We start from the raw sequence: 18,757 nt of genomic DNA, 5'->3' as shown, positions 1-18,757 counted from the left end.
GATGCAAAGCTGAAGTTATGTAAGCTTTGACGGGTGTCCTCCGTTATTAAGGAACGCGTATGATGGTACGTGATCAAGAGCCGAATTGTTTCTTTTTTGAAACATTAGGAATATGGGTGGTAACGCGAGTTCAAACTCGTCCCTTTTTAGGGGCGAGTTTTTTTATTTTTTTATGGGGCCCCGACATTTGAATCGCAATCACACATCTTCTCTACTAAAGAAACGTCATTAAAACACGAGTAGGCTGAAATTCAACCATCATCTAAGAATAGACTTTATCATCTTGAATGAATGTCAATCGTTAATCATGAGTGTGCACACAACCGAATTTAGTAGAAGTAGAAAAAAGATTTGCGACAATGAACTGGGGGATTCACAATGAACAAGAAAAACATACTACTATTAGGCTTTATGTTATTTTCACTATTTTTTGGAGCTGGAAATTTAATCTTTCCACCCTTTTTAGGAATGGAATCAGGGGAAAATTTTATACCTGCGATTGCTGGTTTTATATCGACTGCTGTCTTTATTCCATTGCTAGCTGTTATTTCTGTATCATTATCCAATAATGGTCTGTTAGCCATCGGGCAACGTGTTAATCCATTATTTGGACTTATATTTACAATCGTCGTTTATTTATCAATTGGTGCATTTTATGGTATTCCTCGTGCATCAAGCGTTGCTTACGAATTAGGGTTTGTCCAAGTGTTTGAAGTTGAAAGCTCATTAACATTGTTTTTATTTACGGTCGTCTTCTTTGGGGTCACTTACCTACTAAGTGTAGACCCTAAAAAAATGATCGATCGCCTAGCACAAATTCTGACTCCAGCATTACTACTCGTGCTGACTGTTCTATTTGTTAAGGCTTTTACAACATTGAATTATACTGAAAAACATGTATCTGAAAAATTTGCATCCGCACCATTTTTAAGTGGATTTTTAGAAGGATACTATACGATGGACGCCATTGCTGCACTAGCATTTGGAATTGTCATTATCAATGGACTTAAAACGAGTGGAGTTACAAAGAAAAAAGATATTATCCGCGGCACAACTTATGCAGGTATGATAGCAGGTGTTGGTTTGACCATCGTCTATTTATCGCTTAGTTGGATTGGCCGAGTTCTAACATATAACAAGCCTGTAGAAAACGGTGCCGAAATACTCGTCTTAGCAACCGACCGCTTATTTAGCGTTGGTGGAAATTTACTATTCGGTACAATCGTCTTACTTGCATGTCTTACTACATGTGTCGGACTAATTAACGCGTGTGCTAGCTTTTTCAACGAAATTTTTCCAACATTTTCTTATAAACAATATGTCGTCGTGTTCGTTTTAATCGGACTTCTCATTACAAATCTAGGATTAAATACTATTTTATCTATTGCAACACCGTTATTAGTTTTCGTCTATCCATTTGCAATTGTGTTAATTCTTTTATCATTAGTGCAATATTTTATCGGTGAAAGCAAAAAAATGTACGTCTATTCTATGGCAGTGACAACTATTTTTGCAGTCATTAGCGTTCTAGATTTTTTCAATGTGAGATTCGAAGCCGTTGATTCTGTCTTAGGCATCTTTCCATTATATGAAAATGGCCTCGGCTGGGTGGTTCCAACATTAATTGTAGCAACAGTCGGATATGTCATTGATCTGACTAAAGGAAAAGTATTAAAAAACGCCGCATCATCAACGATTTCTTAAATGAATAGAGATTAAAAAGGCATGTAGGATTTATTCTACATGCTTTTTATTGTTTATAAGAGAATTTATACTTCGTCTACAATCAATGTCGTATAGCAAAATGATCGCTTCCTAATCGGTTTTAACCTCGTACCGTTCGACGATATCCTTCTCATTAAATGAAATGACTAACCATTCACTATCAATTCGAATGGGACCTCGCTCAGGACAATGATGATGTGATCCGCTGCTGATAAAAGGTAACTCTTATTTGAATTTGCTTCACGATTACAACCGATTACTATACAGAATGATATAACCGTTAACAATAAATATATTTTCTTGCGCATTTGCTCTCCTCTGTATTAATCGAGTTCATATAAATTAACATCTTTATATAAACTCTTTTATAATTTTTCTTTTATGGACTGGAACTCTTCCCATCCCTCCCTTACATTTTTCGCCGCAATTCTTCAATTTCCTTCTCATCCAAGTGCGTGACCAATAAATTCTATGGATGCTCCTTCTTTCAACATTTCAAATGCAACTTCCTTTTTTCCTCTCTCTACTCCTGTCTCTATCCCTTTTTCTAGGCCTTTCTTAATCCCTCTCTCCTCATACGAAATCGGTAACTCCAATATTTTCTCCGCATCATCCATTTTCCTCACTTCTTCCATTAGCTTTTCCTCCTCTTCATCGTTTAATTTTAAATAGGTTTCAAAAAAAACCGCCGTTTCAGTCGGAGTTTAACTGAAGGGACAGGTTTTCTCCTGTCCCCTTTTCTCATTTTCGACGCAAAGCTTCTATTTCTTCTCTATCCAAGTGTGTGACCTTGGCAATTATTTCAATAGATAAGCCCTCTTTCAACATCTCGAGTGCGACTTCCTTTTTTCCTCTCTCTACCCCTGTCTCTATTCCTTTTTCTAGGCCTTTCTTAATCCCTCTCTCCTCATACGAAATCGGTAACTCCAATATTTTCTCGGCGTCATCCATTTTCTTCACTTCTTCCATCAACTTTTCCTCCTCTTCATCGTTTAATTTTAAATAGGTTTCAAAAAAGCCGTAGATTAAGCGTTGTTTGGCTGGGTTTAGCTCCATCACAGCCATCATCCGTAAAAATTCTTTCTTAACTTGAATGCGTTCCTTCTCTGAATATCCCATCTTGCTTAAAAGAGCAGCTGCAGCAGGATTATTTGACGTGATATAGTCTCGCCAATTCTTTTTTCGTAAGTGTAACGATAAAAAGTTAAATGTCAAAATTTGGAAGTCGGATAATCCCAACGTAAATTGATCTTTCTCCCAGTTTTCATCATAACTAAATACAGCGATTGGGATAATTGTTTTTTTATACTTATTGTATAGAAGACTGAAGTATTGAAACATCCGTTCATGAAAATCTGTTTGTGTTGTACTTTGTGGTTCGATGTGGACGATGATTAAAGCATTTTCTTGTTTTAATTTAACCTGAACAACGATGTCTAATCTTCGGGTATCGCCTTCGATTAAATCTGTGTGTATCTTCCGATAGCGGGGTGATGGTGTGAAAGTCGATTGCTTCATATATATCTGGGAAAAACACTTCTAAAAACTCTTGAAAAAATGTGTGGATGAGTTCTTTAAAAAGTTGATCATGCCTTGTGTACGTTTGCCCCCCCTTCTTTTTCACGAATTAGCGTTAGCGGTGGGTTTGTGGCTTGCGAGTAAATTGACACATTTCTTTCGCAAAGCTGTGTTGCTTGCATTTTAACACATCCTTTTGACGTTTTGTAGAGGAAATATCTGAGGTGTTTATTCTATTTTTAGAATATAACAAATCGATGCAAGAAACAAGTGTTCCCTTCTGTGGAGAGGTTTATATCTAGAGTTAGTAGTGAGGTTGTTTATATTCAGATGGCGCGTTTCTGGCGCGGGATCGCGCGATTTTGACCCAGGGTTGCGCGATTCTGGCCCGAGGTTGCGCGATTTTAGCCCGAGGTCGCGCGATTTTGACCCAGGGTTGCGCGATTTTAGCCCGAGGTCGCGCGATTCTGGCCCAGGGTTGCGCGATTCTGGCCCGAGGTTGCGCAATTTTAGCCCGAGGTCGCGCGATTTTGACCCAGGGTTGCGCGATTTTAGCCCGAGGTCGCGCGATTCTGGCCCAGGGTTGCGCGATTTTAGCCCGAGGTCGCGCGATTTTGACCCGGGGTTGCGCGATTCTGGCGCGGGGTCGCGCGATTTTAGCCCAGGACCGCGCGATTTTGGCGCGGGGTCGCGCGATTTTGGCCCGAGGTTGCGCGATTTTGGCCCAAGGTTGCGCGATTCTGGCGCGGGGTCGCGCGATTTTGCCTGCCACCGCGCGATTTTGCCTTGAACAATAATTAACGCTCCACATCTCACTCGGAAAATTCATACATTCTATAATATTCAATGCCACAACTTAATAACTTTAGGGAGATGAAGGTAATCTTAAACAATGAAAAGCATTCCTATAATCCATATCAGTTTGTCATATGTTCAACTAACATAGTGGATGACTTTTTATAATCGCCTAAAATATGAAAAATATTTGCCTGCTTATTTATTAATCTGCTCATTGCGCCTGAATTCGTATCAGTTAATTTTTTCGCTGCTTGATAATACTCAATAGCCTTAGCATAATTTTTTCTCGCTTTTTCCATGTCACCTAATAACTCATTCGCTTTTCCTACATATTGTTTTTCCGCCGAGCCTTCAATGATTTGACAGCATATTTGCTCCAACTTTTCGTATTCTTTTAAATGTAGAAGCGTTTCTGCTAATTCCAGTTCCACATTCACTATTTTATTTTCTTTTCCTAGTTCTTTAAATAATGCAATTGATTTATTAAATTTTTCAACTGACTCCTGTAAATGACCCGTTTGTCTTAAGAGAATGCCTAAATTATTTAATGTTCCTGCCTGGTTTTCCACATCATTTATCAACATAAAAAAATCAATGGCTTTTGAGTAGCATTGATGAGCTTCATCTGTCTTATTCAGCTGCATATAGCAAATGCCTAAAGCCATATTTATCTCTGCTGACTTATAGTACAATTCCATTGAATGATTTAAATCTAATGCTTCCTCCAAGAAATTAATAGCCGAATATAACTCATTCAATTTACCGTGAACAATTCCTAAATTTAATAATAAGGAAATGCGGGTTTGACCACTTATTTGTTCATAAATAGCTAATTTATTTGCTTTATTCAGTATATTTAATGCCTCATAATTTTGATTATTTAATGTATAAACAGAACCTAAATCAACTAACGATCTTACTGCCTTTTCTTGATTAACTTCATTTAAAACTTGAGCACTTTTACGATAGTTAGCCATAGCATCAGTTAAATGATTAGCATGTTCATAAATCTTCCCTTTAATCCAGTATAGAATCCCTTTTTCCTCGTCGCTCGTATCTTCTTCTAATAAGTCGAACGTTGGATTTTCAATAATTTTCTTAGCCTTATTTATTTTCGATTCCAAAATACTTTTTTCCGCTAATTTAATATCTCTTTGTATTTGAAGTAAAAGTAAACTTTTATTTTTCGGTTTTTGATTTAATAAATCTTCTATATTGCACTCGAGTTTTTTCGCGAGCTTTTCAATGACATCATAAGAAGGTTCGAAGGCGCCACGTTCTATTTGACTTAAATAACTCCGTGTAATAACCCCTTCGGCAAGCTCGGCCTGTGTGAGCCCTTTTTCTATTCTCATTTCTCTAATTCTCTGTGCAATATGATTCATTCAAATTCCTCCCATAATTTCATAACAACATCATATCACTTCTTAACATTACTGAACAAATAATTTTTATAAATAAATATAACTAAAATTGATGTTGACAAATATAAAAAGTCTGTATATGATATTATTAAAATATTTAACATAACAGAACATACTCACCTATATTCGTCTAAATGTTAAGTTTGTATAAAAGGAGGGTATTTATGAACAAAAAACTAGCTACATTGCTTGTCGTATCAGCCGCTGTATTGACCGTTTTTGTTGCAGACCCTATTTGGCCAGTAAATGATCCTATCTGGCCTGTGATTAGATAATACTCTTGGGTTTCCTTAAATGCTGATAGAAAATTTTAAAGGAGGTGAAAATGAAAGCGAGCTTCGTATTACGAGCTCAAGCTACTTTATATTCTTTAGGGTGAATTTATGAAGTAGCATCAGTGTCACTTAAGCGGTGGTTTTATGTTTTTATTCATTTTTAAGTACTAAATTTTTGAGTCATAGGGTTAAAGAAATAATTTTGTTGTTAATAGCCATAAGTATGAAAGTTTAACTCCATCCTTTAAATATTTTTACTTTTTTGAGACTAGTGTCACTTAACTGAGACTAGTCTTTTTTTGAGAATAGATTGAACAAAAAATCATATAAACTAATAATTAGGAAGAAATTTATAAGGTGAATTACCAATAAGGCGGAATTTCTTTTTACATTTCTGACTGGATACGAGTGAAAATGTTAGGAAATTGGATGATGATTGGAAACGAACAAAATGTGTGGGGATTAGACGATCTGGAGCTAAATCGGGTGGAGATGCGCTGAATTGGACTCGAATTGAGTGAGGGGCGCTAAAATCGGGCAATGCATGACAATATATAACCATGTTCGGCGACAACCGGGGGATACCTGCTCCAATAACGCGTCGTGCTTAAAATGATCAAAAAATAATACCTGCTATTCAATATTTGGGCCAAGAACTCGTTTGCCATTTTCATATAGTAGAATTTTTAATCATGATGCTTCATAGACTCTTCTAGCAATTCATCCTCTTTATCAATGGCGAAAATATGTTCACTAATCATTTCTTTAAATTTATGTTTTGTTATATCTTCTGAAAATTGCTGTGTCTCCGCTGAGAGCAATTGCTTATAAATAGGTAATAAACTGTCTTTAAGTCATTTCAAATAAGAAATTTCTCGTCTATCAAGTTTATCATCTTCAATAAATGGTAGTACAATTTTTCCATTATAATAGGTTCCATGATTGATAACAAATATCGCATCTCCAATATAATTGGTTAATCCATCCATACCATCAAAATAGTAAGGTACCCTTCTAACCATAAAATCAAGTTGACTCATTATTTCTGTTAATGTGGAAAAATCTTGCTGCAAGTCGCCTTTGCTTTTTCCCTCAATGATCTCATCAAGTTATGTAATCGTGTCCCTAATGACATAAAAGAAATCTTCCATATAAATAACATATTACCGGCTATGATGATGATGAAATCTAAAAAACTTATAATTAAAGATAAGACTAACCACCAGTAACATAACTATAATTCATATCCATTCATTCCTAGCTATGTTCATGCTACCACTACTAAGTTTACTTAGACATGTTACATAGCGATACCCCTTTTACATCGACAAGCCACTTCTTTATAAATAAAAAAATCCATACAACTTCATTCATGATACACGGATAAATCTTCTGTTCCGACTATTATTTCGCCAATTAAAGGAGAACTCATTAAATATCCCATGTCATACGTACAGCTAAATATAAAATTATATAACCCATGTAAACAGGCCTTTTCTTTATGCGAAGCCATCTCGGCATTACTTTTCTTATAACAAAAGCAATACTCGGTTTCAATATTAAATGAAGTAAATAAATAAAACTAAGCACCAAGATGCATGTTGTCACAAAATTAAAAGATAATTCAATCATTGTAGGGAATATAATTATGATCGAGTAAGCAACAAAATATAGGAAAGACTCCAATGATTTCTTATTAAAATAAGAATCATCTCTAGAATAATTATTCATTTTATCACCGACTTTCTTTACAAAAATAACTTCTCCCTCTAGTATAATTAACGGAATAGGTAGAATAAATACTATTCAATTAATTTATGCTAACCAACCAAAAACTGACCTATTTTTCGCCTATATAGGGGCTTTTTTTGTTAAAATTGTTGAATTTAAACAGAGGAATCGAGCGTCTCCTGTCCATTTGTCACATTTTTCTCCGCAAAACTTCTATTTCTCCTCGGTTTAAGTGCGTGACCTTGGCAATAAATTCAATAGATGAGCCTTCTTTTAACATCTCGAGGGCGACTTCTTTTTTCCCACTTTCTACACCTGCCTCTAGGCCTTTCTTAATCCCTCTCTCCTCATACGAAATCGGTAACTCTAATATTTTATCAGCGTTATCCATTTTCTTCACTTCTTCCATTAGCTTTTCCTCCTCTTCATCGTTTAATTTTAAATAGGTTTCAAAAAAGCCGTAGATTAAGCGTTGTTTGGCTGGGTTTAGCTCCATCGTACCCATCATCCGTAAAAATTCTTTCTTAACTTGAATGCGTTCTTTTCTGAATATCCCATCTTGCTTAAAAGAGCAGCTGCAGCAGGATTATTTGACGTGATATATTATAGTATTAAATCCAATATTACAAACACTAACAGTTCTATCCTTACTCAAGCTCTCTAAATTTTTTTTCAAGTTCCTCCCTAAGTTTTTCCTCTACGTTATCAAATTTATCTATTATGAAATCTGGAAACATCTTTTTAATATCCTTGGGGTAATCATTGCCATCTCTAGGAGAAGCATGTTCAATGATTTCTAAATCTCCGCTTTTATCGCTCACTTTTAATAAAACAGGTTGTGAAAGTCCAGATGTTTTTACTATACGATTAGCTTTTGTCATATAGCCTTCTGCCATAACCCATAAATAAATTTTTCCAGCTCCTTGATCACTTCCCAAAACCTCATGAACACTTAAAACTTGTTCATCTTCACCTTCATCTGTTACATGTTCATCGATATACGCTTCAATCATGGCGTGATCCACTGTGGATAAAATATAACGCTCATTTAAATTTGAATCACGATCACAGCTCATTACTAGTACACATAGTAATATTAATAATATAAAAAAATATATTTTGTTTTGCATATAAAACCTCCAATATAACTAATTTTTTTATATTGTATCAGCGACAAGTAATAAATTTAATTTTTATTATTATCTATTATTTATTGAATAATACCACTAATGAGAATTGACATATATATTATGTGATAATAAAATTAAACAAGAACTCTATTATTTTAAAGGGGAGGACAAGGCAATGCTAAACTTATTTAGGAAAATTCGCTTTCTATTGTTTATATTATTTTTAATAGTTGCAATCACACATATTTACTCCCATAATGTTAAAGCTAACGGAAAAGTACAGAGTGGAAATAACCCTTATATCAACGCATATCTTAATGAAAAAAGCACCAATACAGTAGATGAAGGCCATTTAGTAGATCCTGAAGTAGAAAACAATATTATACAATCTACTCTTAAATCCTATTATGAAGAAGACTTAAAAGTTGCAAATGTTTTAAAGGACATATTCTCTTGATAAAAATATAATGGAACAAACACTGTCTATAAATCGTCAAGATTAAGTTAATATAATGCACAAAATAATAGATAGTTTTTCTATAATAGAAGGCGAAAACGATAAAGACATTCTAGTTGATTATTTGGAGAGATATGTTCTTGGACCAAATGGGTACGACTCAAAAACCAAGGTATTTTTACATGAAATTAATGAGGGAAGTTCGCTAGGTGAAGATAATATTAGTATAAACAAATCATATAATCGCACAGCCGCTGGTAATTGGGCATATAAAAATTATAATAGATATAGTAAAAATTATCCTAAATTTACTGGAAAGTTCGGGACTGATTGCACCAATTTTGTATCACAGGCAATTCATGTTGGTGGTGGTAAACCAAAATCAGGAAAATGGACTATTCGTAAGAAAAATTCTAAATATTGGGTGATCAATAACGCTAAACAGTTAAATTATAGTTGGAAGTTATCAGATCCTAGTCTTTGGATTAGTGTTAAGCAGTTCAGAAAATACTGGAAACCAAAATCAACTGTTCGCTCATTTAGTAATGCATACTATAAAAAAAATAGCAAGTGATACAATCACATAAAAGGAAATTCGATTGTATCTATTTCTTAAGCGAAATTCAAAGGTATTAAATTCTTTTAGTAGGAAGTGCATATATGAAAAAAACTTTAATCGTTTTATCATTCATCTTTATAATTCTTATCAGCTGGGTACTATATTCATACACAAGGCCCGCAATACTTGTAGGGAAAAGTGATGATGGTAACTGGTATGCTGAATATGTGCCAGAATCCGTTCCGGCCAAAAAAGACATTTGGAGCGGTAAATTAAGATGGCAAGATGAAGGTACTATTGCTGTGACACTTTTAGAATTTAACGAGAATGGTCATGTGCTAACATCAGATGATGAGGAAAAAGTAGATGTTAATCCCGGTGATCATTTAGATTTTGTAGCTATAGGAGAAAGACCAAATAACAGTGACTATACATTATTGATAAAGTGGAATATAGATGGAAAATCTATGGAAGAAACAATCAACTTCCAACAAAAGAAAAGGTTTTTTATCTTACCGTTTTAATTAACTATTTAACATTAGTACAGAACATGATTCGTTAATAAGCATGTTTCTTATCAATGCTCAATAAAGGAGTTCTTACAATTTAATAGAGTCTTAAAATATTTACCCTGGGTAATAACATTCCGCCCAGGGCTGATCACTAGACATAAACCAACTAACAGATGATAAGGGGCATGTTTGTTACTATTAATAATAAAATACTAAAATGGGCCGTATCCGATAAAGATGGCGATCGTAATGGCAATAGATCCGACAATCATCCACATTAATAATAATGGGAAGACAAATCGCACCCACTTCACCCAATTAATACCGCCAACTGCAAGAACAGCCATTAGCACACCTGAAGTTGGTGTAATTATATTCGTGAAACCATCGCCTAGCATGAGAATAAGCGCACCGGTTTGTCTCGTTATCCCTAATAAATCTACGATAGGAACCATAAGTGGCATAATGATTGCCGCTTGCCCGGTTCCAGATGTAACTAAAATATTAAACAATAAATTAAACACATATAATAATTGAGCACCTACATAAATCGAAGTCGACTCTAATGGACCAAGAGCATAATAAACAATCGTATCCAGTATCGCACCTTCATTTAAAATAACGATGACGGCTCTCGCAAGACCAACAACTAAAGCACCATATACAATTGACTTCGCTCCTGCAATAAATTGACTAATAAATTCATTCGGGCTTATTCGCGCGATGAACGCTATAACGACACCCATCATTAAAAAAATACCAGACAGTTCGCTTATACCCCAGTCATGATTAAAAGCACCGTAAATAAAAGTGACGATAAATAATAAAAATGTAAGTAAAATCAGCTTCTGTCTGCCAGTTATAATAAGGTTACGGTCTTCTACTTTTGTATCATTTGGTAAATTTCCAAATAGCTTGCTTCCCATAAATGACTTTTCCGGGTTGTTTTTTACCTTTTTTGCATAAAGATTTGTATAAATAATCGTAATCGTGATGAGAGCTAAAAATAAAAATACACGCAATAACATGCCAGAGAACAATGGTAATTCTGCAATTGTTTGCGCTAAGCCTAATATGGTCGGGTCGAAAATACCAGCAATCATTCCAGAGTAATAACCTAAGTAAACCGTAGCTACTCCGACAATAGCATCTAATTTGAGTGATCTTGCTAAAGCAATCCCTATCGGTATAAAAGCGATGACAGCATTTGCTGCAATACCCATTGACGCTAAGATCCCGAATATACCACTAACTGTTGCTATTAAGAGCATATATCTTCCACTAGTTTTTTGAATGAGTGTATGAATACCAGATGTAATCGCACCTGTCGATTCAATGATATAAACAATCCCACCAATAATAAAAATGAGAAATATAATATTCGCAGATTCCACCATGCCTTTTGGAATGGCACTAAATAAGTCAAGCAAGTTAGCCGGATTAGATGCTATTTTTTCATAACTTCCAGGAACGACTTTCGTTATTTCATCAACGGTCTCACGTTCATATGAACCTGCCGGAATAAAATGTGTTGCAATCGCAGCTAAAGTTACAATACTGAAAATAATGATGAATGCGTCTGGCATAACAAATCTTCTTGACTTTTTAACTGCTCCTTTTTCCATAGATTGCCTCCTTATATTTTATTCTTCACCTAAACGTCATCATATTCTGATGAAAAATTTCTCTCTAACAATTAGACTAGCAATTTCTAAATACTCATCTTCACTATGTTGGTTCCCACCGACAGGACCTAATCCATCTACTGTGGGCACACCGAGTGATGCAGGAAACGATGCATCAGACCCCCCACCTGTTGAAGTGTGGAAAATGGTTAAACTGATTTTGCGAGCTTCCTCTTGAATAATTCGAGCGCCGATGGATAGAAATCGAGCGGTGGATGACTGAAATCGAGCGCCGACGGACTGAAATCGAGCGGTGGATGACTGAAATCGAGCACTGGGTGACTGAAATCGAGCGCCGACGGGCTGAAATCGAGCGGTGGATGACTGAAATCGAGCGATGGCAGGTCGAAATCGAGCGACCTCATGGTACAATCGCGCAACCCGGGGTTAAAAGCGCGCGACACAGGGGCAAAATCGCGCGACTATAGGTCGCTATCGCTCGCCCCTTCACCGCTCCTAGACTCAGTGTGTTACTTTTCCTCCCGCTCAAAAGTGAAGTGATACTCTTTTATAGGGTTACAAGGTTGACCTTCTAATAGTTTCATCGTTTTATCTGTTAAATTCATAATAACTACAAAAGCTGTAATCGTATCTACATACTCTGATGTATGGTGATCTTTATGTCTACAAATCGAAAATGGTTCATTATCGTGATCAGATAACCATTTTCGAATAACTTGCTTATCTATCGTTTTTTTAGATTGAATACTTGTCATAATGAGTTCCTTCATTCTTTCCTTTCTAATGACTGAATTCTTTGCCACTCGAACATTATTTTCTTTTATTTTTTGCCTCATAATATGGGAACAGAAATGGTTTGTATGATATAAATAATTTGATTTTGTTTCTCGTTCATCGGAATGAATCGGGGATAATTCGATGTTAAGTGCTTGGGGGGCATTAAATTGATGTTGAGCCATTAACATGTTGACAGATGAAGCAATCTTTCCATCTTTAACTTTATGCTTAGCTTCTTCAATATCCGTACTATTTAAAACTTCTCTTAATCCTAAATGGACTGGCAATGTATGAGATTTGATATCCGTCCTTAAAGCATTTAAACAAACACCGAGACCATGATGATTACATCCTATTTTACCGATAATCCCTCCTTCTGTTATCATGTTAATTTTTGTATCTTTATGATTTATTTTTAATGCAATTAAACTTCTCGTCTGTGAAGGTCGCCAATCCCATGTTTGTGCCAAATAAGCCTTATCACTTAGCGGCGGCATTACAGAAACACTCGTACAACCATCAAATTTATTACCAGTTAGCGCAATTTCACTTCTAGCATTTAATGTTAAAATATCTTCAAACCGAACTGACGCGCCATCAGCAACACCTGCCATTTCTTCAAGCAATTCAGTATTAACCTCTTCTATCGTATTGATATGCTGTTTCGCTAATTCAACAGCTTGTTCCCAGGAAAGATTCCTCTCATACCAAAATAACTTTTCATAAGAATCTAAACTATATGCAACCTCCTCCTTAGCCCATTTTCCGTGTTGCTTACCAATTTCATAAGCAGATCCTGATAGACTTAATACTTTAATACATGACACCTCACCTGTGAAATTGTATTATTTTTTTATATGCTTATGTATCACTGTAAAATATTATGACAATTGGAGCTCCCATTTAACAGATACGTCTTTTGCATTACATGCAATTGGAATGTGATTTACTTTAACATTTAAAAGATAAAATGAATAAACGACATTTAAACATATAAAAGCCCACTGGTCTGTTTGAGCAGTGGACGGGTTAAAGTTATATCCAAAACAAAACCATAACAAAATCCCACAGACGATATAAGCGCAACCGTCTATGGGATTCTATTTTTTTAATATTTATTCCCCAACTCTCCCCATCACGTCATCAATTAACTTCTCCAACATCTCCCGACTTTCTTCCAGCGTCTCCCCTCTTACACCAAAATAAAATTTAATTTTCGGTTCGGTGCCGGATGGGCGAATGCAGATCCACGAGTCATCTTCAAGTTTGTATTTGAGTACATTAGATACTGGCAGTGTAATTGTTTCTTCCACACCCTTATCGACAAACGTTCGTTTACTAGATTGATAATCTTCACGGACAACGACTTGTTTTCCGGCTACTTTAGCTGGAGGATTTTCTCGGAAGTCGTTCATAATAGCAGCAATTTTCTCAACGCCTGTTTTTCCTTCTAATGTTAATGACTTTAATCCTTCACGATAATAGCCATATTTTGCGAAAATATCCATTAAGGCATCATACAAGGTCATATCTTGTGTATGATAGAAAGCAGCAATTTCGGCGATAAGGATACACGCTTGGATGGCATCTTTATCTCGTACAAATTCACCGATTAAATATCCGTAGCTTTCTTCATAACCAATGAGGAAAGAACGGTCCCCACGGTCTTCAAATTCTTTGATTTTCTCACTAATATATTTAAATCCTGTTAACGTATCGATTGTGTCTAGCCCATAAGCTTTGGCAATATCACGACCTAATTCAGATGTGACGATTGTTTTTAAAACAGTCGCATTTTCCGGGAGTTCATTTTTCTTCGCTTTTTCAGTTATCAGATAGTGAAGTAATAACGCACCAATTTGGTTACCTGTTAACAGTTGGTATTCACCTTCGCGATTTTTAACAGCAACACCGACGCGATCTGTATCAGGGTCAGTCGCTAATAAAATATGAGCGTCATGTTTCTTACCATATTCAATCGCCAACTTAAAGGCAGCTGGTTCTTCAGGATTTGGATAATCAACCGTTGGGAAAGCATCATCTGGCAGTTCTTGCTCTTTAACGACGTAAACATGTTTAAAACCGACTTGTGCTAAACCTTTTCTTACTGGATGGTTCCCTGTTCCGTGAAGTGGTGTATAGACGATTTTAAAGTCATCAGCTACTTGTTCGATGGCATCACGGTTAACGGTAATCGTTTCTAACTGTTTTAAATATGCTTGATCGACTGTGTCACCGATTATCGATAAAAGCCCAGATTCTTTTAATGACTCTTCTTCTGCCACAGGTATCTCTAACTCATTTTCAACTTCATTCACTTTGCCCACTAATACGTTCGCAGCTTCTGAAGCAAATTGCGCACCGTCTTCCCCATACACTTTAAACCCATTGTACTCTGGTGGGTTATGGCTTGCGGTAATAACGATACCACTAAACGCATGTAAAAAACGTACCGCAAATGATAGCTCTGGGGTCGTGCGAAGTGATTCAAAGACATAAACTTGAATGCCATGATGACCTAGTACTTTCGCAGCCTCCATCGCAAAGTCCTTCGATTTATGGCGTGAATCATAGGCAATGACAACACCGCGGCTTTTCGCGATATGACCTTGTTCTTCAATATAGCGCGCTAACCCTTCTGCAGCCTTTCGTACTGTATATATATTCATTCGATTTGTGCCAGGCCCAATAATGCCACGCATGCCACCTGTTCCGAACTCTAAATGTTTATAAAATGCATCTTCTAAAGCTGTTCGATCATCTTTTAAATCCGTTAATTGCTCCTTTAATTCCCCATCTAATTCAGCAAAATGAATCCAGCGATTATAGTTCTCTTGCCATGTCATTTCTATCAAGCCTCCTCGTATCTGAAACCCTTTCTTTGAAAAAAGCCTGCAACTAAAACGTGCAGGCTAATCCTTATTTAGTCTCGTGAAAACACATCACGTGTATACACTTTATCTTTCACATCTTTTAGCTCATCAGATAAGCGATTAGCAACGATAACATCACTAACTTCCTTAAACTCGGCAAAGTCTTTTATAACTTTCGAACCGTCAAACTCAGCTTTTTCTAATACGGGTTCATAAATAACGACTTCAACACCGTCTCGTTTGATATGATTAATGACATCTTGAATAGCTGATTGACGGAAATTATCCGACCCTGTCTTCATCGTTAGCCGATATATTCCGACGATTTTAGGTTGTCTCGCTAATATCTGATTAGCAATATGGCGCTTACGCGTATCATTCGCCTCAACTATGGCTGTAATCATATTATTAGGAATACCTTTGAAATTAGCAAGTAATTGTTTCGTATCTTTCGGCAAACAATAACCACCGTAACCGAATGACGGGTTATTGTAGTGATCACCAATACGTGGATCTAGTCCGACCCCTTCAATAATCTGCTGTGTATCGAGCCCTTTTATTTCCGCATATGTGTCCAATTCATTAAAAAATGACACGCGCATCGCTAAATATGTATTCGCAAATAATTTAATCGCTTCCGCTTCAGTTGAATCCGTAAAAAGAACCGGAATATCTTCTTTAATCGCACCCTCTTTAAGCAACTCGGCAAACTTCTTAGCCCGCTCTGATCTCTCTCCGACAATAATACGTGACGGATATAAATTATCATATAATGCTCTTCCCTCACGTAAAAATTCCGGCGAAAAAATAATATTTTCAGTTGAAAACTTCTTACGTACTGCTTTCGTATAGCCGACCGGAATGGTTGACTTAATAACCATCGTCGCAGTCGGATTTACAGATAGAACTTGTTCAATCACTGTTTCAACAGAACTTGTATCAAAATAATCTTTCTCCGGATCATAATTCGTCGGTGTAGAAATAATGATATAGTCCGCATCTTTAAACGCTTCTTTATAATCCGTTGTTGCTTTAAGATTCAGCGATTTATTCGCTAAAAAATCTTCTATCTCCGGATCAACAATTGGAGATTTTTTATGATTAATTAAATCAACCTTCTCTTCTACGATATCAAATGCTGTGACTTCATTATGTTGGGATAGTAAGACAGCATTTGATAGGCCGACATAGCCTGTCCCGGCGACTGTGAGTTTCATGGGGATGCCTCCTAAATTGATTTGTACATGCACTAAATTTATGTAATGTATAATAATGTTATGGATTCTTTATCACTTTAATGTATCATTAAGTATTTTCTTAATGTTTTCTTCCCCTAATCGTTCAGGTGTTCTACCTTCTTTACGCATATCTCTCCCTAAAGCTGCCGATGCCATTTCAATTAAAGCAGTACAAATTGGCGTTTCTATATTGAGTTGTTTTGCTATCGCTTCAAGCATCACAAGACCTTGTGGAACATCTTCTGTTATATATCTAGAATCAACCGAAACGGGGCCTTTAGCTCTTGTAGGCATTGCTGCATACCAAAAGAATACTTCCTTAGCATCACGAGTGTCATCTAATGTGTTGCGATATTTACAGGCCTCAACATAGGAAAGTCTTTCAAATCCTAACTTTTCGAGTACATCCATTTTTTCACTATCTAATTTTTCCAATATATTCCACACACTAGGTGTAAATACTTCGTGATACATAACGTAATCACCTTTTGTTTTTTCAATACGTGGGATACTCATAACAGCACCAACTGTATGAACGATTAAGTTCGGATTATGTAAAGCAGCTTCCACAACTGAAGATAAATATTCAAAAGGAAATCCTAATCTATCAAGTTTTTCTTTCGCTTTTGAAGTATCTTTTATTGGATATATTCCTATAGGATTTCTTACATTTCTGAATCCAACTTTAATAACACCAGGTTCAATTATTCGACAATCAATAAATGAACTCTGAGCCTCTACAATTGTAATATTATCACTTTTACAATGCTTTAACATATAAGCAGTTGAAAAATATCCCGGATTAAAAACTATAATTTGATTATCTTTAATATACTCTACCATTCTCTTTATCAATTCTTCATGATAATTAGTTTGAATATAAACAATTACTATATCTGCCTTTGATAGTTCGGATAAGTCTCTCGTCACCACATTAATTCTCGTAGTTTTAGCTTCATTATTTTCTACTAATTTTATTTCACCATTATTTTCTAACAAATATTGAAAATTGTCATTGTGCATTGAATCAGTAGTTTTAATTAGTGTTACATCATAACCTCTAATAGATAAATCAGCAGCTACAGCACATCCGGCATTTCCCGCACCTAAAATTGCTACTTTCATAATTACTCCTCCACTCTTTTATGTATTCTTAACGTTTATTGTCTATTGGAAGCTTTAAAAAATCCCCAAGAATTTTATCCGTTTCAGGCAAACGCTTAGTATCTAAACCAGCCGATGGTGTAAATGTTAACTCACCAAAAATAGTTTTGCCTTTATCTAAATAAAAGTCTGCTCTAACAAACGGGAAAGGTTTGCATAGCTTTTCGGCGTATTTAAACATTTCATCTATACCGTCTGGTTTCTCAATTTTAATATCTGGATTTTCTATTGCATCTCTTGTGTAAAGCATTAAATTCCATTCACGATCAAAGTAATAAAACTTAGGTCTTCCCTTTTCTCTTCCAACACAAAGCATAACGAACTTTGGTTCACCGTTAAAACAATAAAATTTATAATCATCTGGCAGTAATCCGCTTTCTGTTTCAATATACTTTTCACAAATTATTCTTTTGGGTATATACTTATAATTAATCTCTGCACGAAACTTCCAAAAATCTTCCTTCATCCACTTCTCTAACTGCGCTTCAGCTCTTTTTATATTGAGTTTGCTTTTATCATTACAGATAATATTATATCCACATCCATGATTAACTTTAAGAGCGAACTTATTCGGAAGAATATCCCATTCAATCTTATCAACTGAATCCCATACATTAATTAAATCATTTAATATTTCGCTGCATCCTGATTCTTCAACATATTTCCTTACCTGATATTTATCAGCACATTGAGTAACTAAATGGTTGTTATTATATGTATTAAGCTTTAGCCATTGAATTTTCTCATTTAACGTTTCCGGATTCTTTAAATCTAAGGATTTACCAAAGTATTCCTTATATAATAATTTAGTTGAAAAAGTTGGAGAAAGCATCGAAAGTAAACTTCTCTTTTTTCTAAGATATTTACGATAGAGTGACATTACTAAATCACTCTTTTTTAAATAACGCTTCAATATTTCTGTCACCCTTT

General features: G+C 35.6%; 16 protein-coding genes, 1 pseudogene and 1 other annotated feature (1 of these 18 cut by a window edge). Of the genes and pseudogenes, 4 read left to right on the top strand and 13 right to left on the bottom strand.

The window, feature by feature from the left end:
• Positions 1-147 (top strand) — a binding site (T-box leader); it begins 105 nt to the left of the window's first position.
• 231 nt (positions 148-378) lie between these two features.
• Positions 379-1,704 (top strand): branched-chain amino acid transport system II carrier protein, encoded by a 1,326-nt coding sequence (gene brnQ / locus HNQ35_RS00860; protein ID WP_146935080.1) that lies wholly within the window; start codon positions 379-381, stop codon positions 1,702-1,704.
• Between the two features lie 464 nt (positions 1,705-2,168).
• Here brnQ and HNQ35_RS00855 read toward each other — a convergent pair whose 3' ends face one another.
• The 6 genes and pseudogenes from HNQ35_RS00855 to HNQ35_RS00830 all read right to left on the bottom strand — a co-directional run bounded on the left by HNQ35_RS00855 (position 2,169) and on the right by HNQ35_RS00830 (position 8,601).
• Entirely contained in the window at positions 2,169-2,360 is a 192-nt protein-coding gene (locus HNQ35_RS00855) for a transposase (RefSeq protein WP_146935083.1), read from the bottom strand.
• Positions 2,361-2,466: 106 nt separating this feature from the next.
• Positions 2,467-3,349, bottom strand: a pseudogene (locus HNQ35_RS00850) (Rpn family recombination-promoting nuclease/putative transposase).
• An 811-nt stretch (positions 3,350-4,160) separates the two neighbouring features.
• Complete coding sequence (locus HNQ35_RS00845; RefSeq protein ID WP_146935111.1) at positions 4,161-5,426, bottom strand: tetratricopeptide repeat protein; 1,266 nt, start codon at positions 5,424-5,426, stop codon at positions 4,161-4,163.
• A gap of 1,168 nt (positions 5,427-6,594) precedes the next feature.
• Positions 6,595-6,813 (bottom strand): hypothetical protein, encoded by a 219-nt coding sequence (locus HNQ35_RS00840; RefSeq protein ID WP_146935113.1) that lies wholly within the window; start codon positions 6,811-6,813, stop codon positions 6,595-6,597.
• 848 nt (positions 6,814-7,661) lie between these two features.
• Positions 7,662-7,967 (bottom strand): transposase, encoded by a 306-nt coding sequence (locus tag HNQ35_RS00835; RefSeq protein WP_146935115.1) that lies wholly within the window; start codon positions 7,965-7,967, stop codon positions 7,662-7,664.
• Positions 7,968-8,118: 151 nt separating this feature from the next.
• On the bottom strand, positions 8,119-8,601 hold the full coding sequence (locus HNQ35_RS00830) for a hypothetical protein (protein ID WP_146935117.1): 483 nt from the start codon (positions 8,599-8,601) through the stop codon (positions 8,119-8,121).
• Between the two features lie 175 nt (positions 8,602-8,776).
• Between HNQ35_RS00830 and HNQ35_RS00825 the strand changes: the two genes are divergently transcribed.
• The 3 genes from HNQ35_RS00825 to HNQ35_RS00815 all read left to right on the top strand — a co-directional run bounded on the left by HNQ35_RS00825 (position 8,777) and on the right by HNQ35_RS00815 (position 10,141).
• Positions 8,777-9,058: a hypothetical protein gene (locus HNQ35_RS00825; RefSeq protein ID WP_146935119.1), complete on the top strand. Its 282-nt coding sequence runs from the start codon at positions 8,777-8,779 to the stop codon at positions 9,056-9,058.
• A gap of 55 nt (positions 9,059-9,113) precedes the next feature.
• Positions 9,114-9,632: an amidase domain-containing protein gene (locus HNQ35_RS00820; protein WP_146935121.1), complete on the top strand. Its 519-nt coding sequence runs from the start codon at positions 9,114-9,116 to the stop codon at positions 9,630-9,632.
• Positions 9,633-9,718: 86 nt separating this feature from the next.
• A complete protein-coding gene (locus tag HNQ35_RS00815; protein WP_146935123.1) occupies positions 9,719-10,141 on the top strand; it encodes a hypothetical protein in 423 nt (140 codons plus the stop codon).
• Between the two features lie 200 nt (positions 10,142-10,341).
• Here HNQ35_RS00815 and HNQ35_RS00810 read toward each other — a convergent pair whose 3' ends face one another.
• From HNQ35_RS00810 to HNQ35_RS00780, 7 genes are all read right to left on the bottom strand, one after another.
• Positions 10,342-11,754: a YfcC family protein gene (locus HNQ35_RS00810; protein ID WP_146935126.1), complete on the bottom strand. Its 1,413-nt coding sequence runs from the start codon at positions 11,752-11,754 to the stop codon at positions 10,342-10,344.
• Between the two features lie 39 nt (positions 11,755-11,793).
• Positions 11,794-12,186 (bottom strand): M20/M25/M40 family metallo-hydrolase, encoded by a 393-nt coding sequence (locus HNQ35_RS14370; protein ID WP_146935128.1) that lies wholly within the window; start codon positions 12,184-12,186, stop codon positions 11,794-11,796.
• Between the two features lie 98 nt (positions 12,187-12,284).
• Positions 12,285-13,379, bottom strand: coding sequence for a C45 family autoproteolytic acyltransferase/hydrolase (locus HNQ35_RS00800; protein ID WP_146935130.1), 1,095 nt, complete (start codon positions 13,377-13,379; stop codon positions 12,285-12,287).
• Positions 13,380-13,667: 288 nt separating this feature from the next.
• Complete coding sequence (locus HNQ35_RS00795) at positions 13,668-15,398, bottom strand: phospho-sugar mutase (RefSeq protein ID WP_146935132.1); 1,731 nt, start codon at positions 15,396-15,398, stop codon at positions 13,668-13,670.
• A gap of 77 nt (positions 15,399-15,475) precedes the next feature.
• A complete protein-coding gene (locus HNQ35_RS00790) occupies positions 15,476-16,642 on the bottom strand; it encodes a nucleotide sugar dehydrogenase (RefSeq protein ID WP_146935134.1) in 1,167 nt (388 codons plus the stop codon).
• 72 nt (positions 16,643-16,714) lie between these two features.
• On the bottom strand, positions 16,715-17,788 hold the full coding sequence (locus tag HNQ35_RS00785) for an NAD/NADP octopine/nopaline dehydrogenase family protein (protein ID WP_146935136.1): 1,074 nt from the start codon (positions 17,786-17,788) through the stop codon (positions 16,715-16,717).
• Positions 17,789-17,816: 28 nt separating this feature from the next.
• Positions 17,817-18,740: an ATP-grasp fold amidoligase family protein gene (locus HNQ35_RS00780; RefSeq protein WP_218026184.1), complete on the bottom strand. Its 924-nt coding sequence runs from the start codon at positions 18,738-18,740 to the stop codon at positions 17,817-17,819.
• Between the last annotated feature and the right edge of the window lie 17 nt (positions 18,741-18,757).

It is taken from the genome of Cerasibacillus quisquiliarum (assembly GCF_014202495.1).
Lineage (GTDB): Bacteria > Bacillota > Bacilli > Bacillales > Amphibacillaceae > Cerasibacillus > Cerasibacillus quisquiliarum.
The sequence above is the reverse complement of the archived record's forward strand: the minus strand, read 5'-3'. Positions and strand labels throughout refer to the sequence as shown.

Bases quoted from the DNA above. Each gene is read 5' to 3' on its own strand.
- HNQ35_RS00815 (WP_146935123.1), top strand. From the start codon at position 9,719: ATGAAAAAAACTTTAATCGTTTTATCATTCATCTTTATAATTCTTATC.
- HNQ35_RS00825 (WP_146935119.1), top strand. From the start codon at position 8,777: ATGCTAAACTTATTTAGGAAAATTCGCTTTCTATTGTTTATATTATTT.
- HNQ35_RS00795 (WP_146935132.1), bottom strand. From the start codon at position 15,398: ATGACATGGCAAGAGAACTATAATCGCTGGATTCATTTTGCTGAATTA.
- HNQ35_RS00790 (WP_146935134.1), bottom strand. From the start codon at position 16,642: ATGAAACTCACAGTCGCCGGGACAGGCTATGTCGGCCTATCAAATGCT.
- HNQ35_RS00830 (WP_146935117.1), bottom strand. From the start codon at position 8,601: ATGCAAAACAAAATATATTTTTTTATATTATTAATATTACTATGTGTA.
- HNQ35_RS00845 (WP_146935111.1), bottom strand. From the start codon at position 5,426: ATGAATCATATTGCACAGAGAATTAGAGAAATGAGAATAGAAAAAGGG.
- brnQ (WP_146935080.1), top strand. From the start codon at position 379: ATGAACAAGAAAAACATACTACTATTAGGCTTTATGTTATTTTCACTA.
- HNQ35_RS00835 (WP_146935115.1), bottom strand. From the start codon at position 7,967: ATGGAGCTAAACCCAGCCAAACAACGCTTAATCTACGGCTTTTTTGAA.
- HNQ35_RS00820 (WP_146935121.1), top strand. From the start codon at position 9,114: ATGCACAAAATAATAGATAGTTTTTCTATAATAGAAGGCGAAAACGAT.
- HNQ35_RS00785 (WP_146935136.1), bottom strand. From the start codon at position 17,788: ATGAAAGTAGCAATTTTAGGTGCGGGAAATGCCGGATGTGCTGTAGCT.
- HNQ35_RS00855 (WP_146935083.1), bottom strand. From the start codon at position 2,360: ATGGAAGAAGTGAGGAAAATGGATGATGCGGAGAAAATATTGGAGTTA.
- HNQ35_RS00810 (WP_146935126.1), bottom strand. From the start codon at position 11,754: ATGGAAAAAGGAGCAGTTAAAAAGTCAAGAAGATTTGTTATGCCAGAC.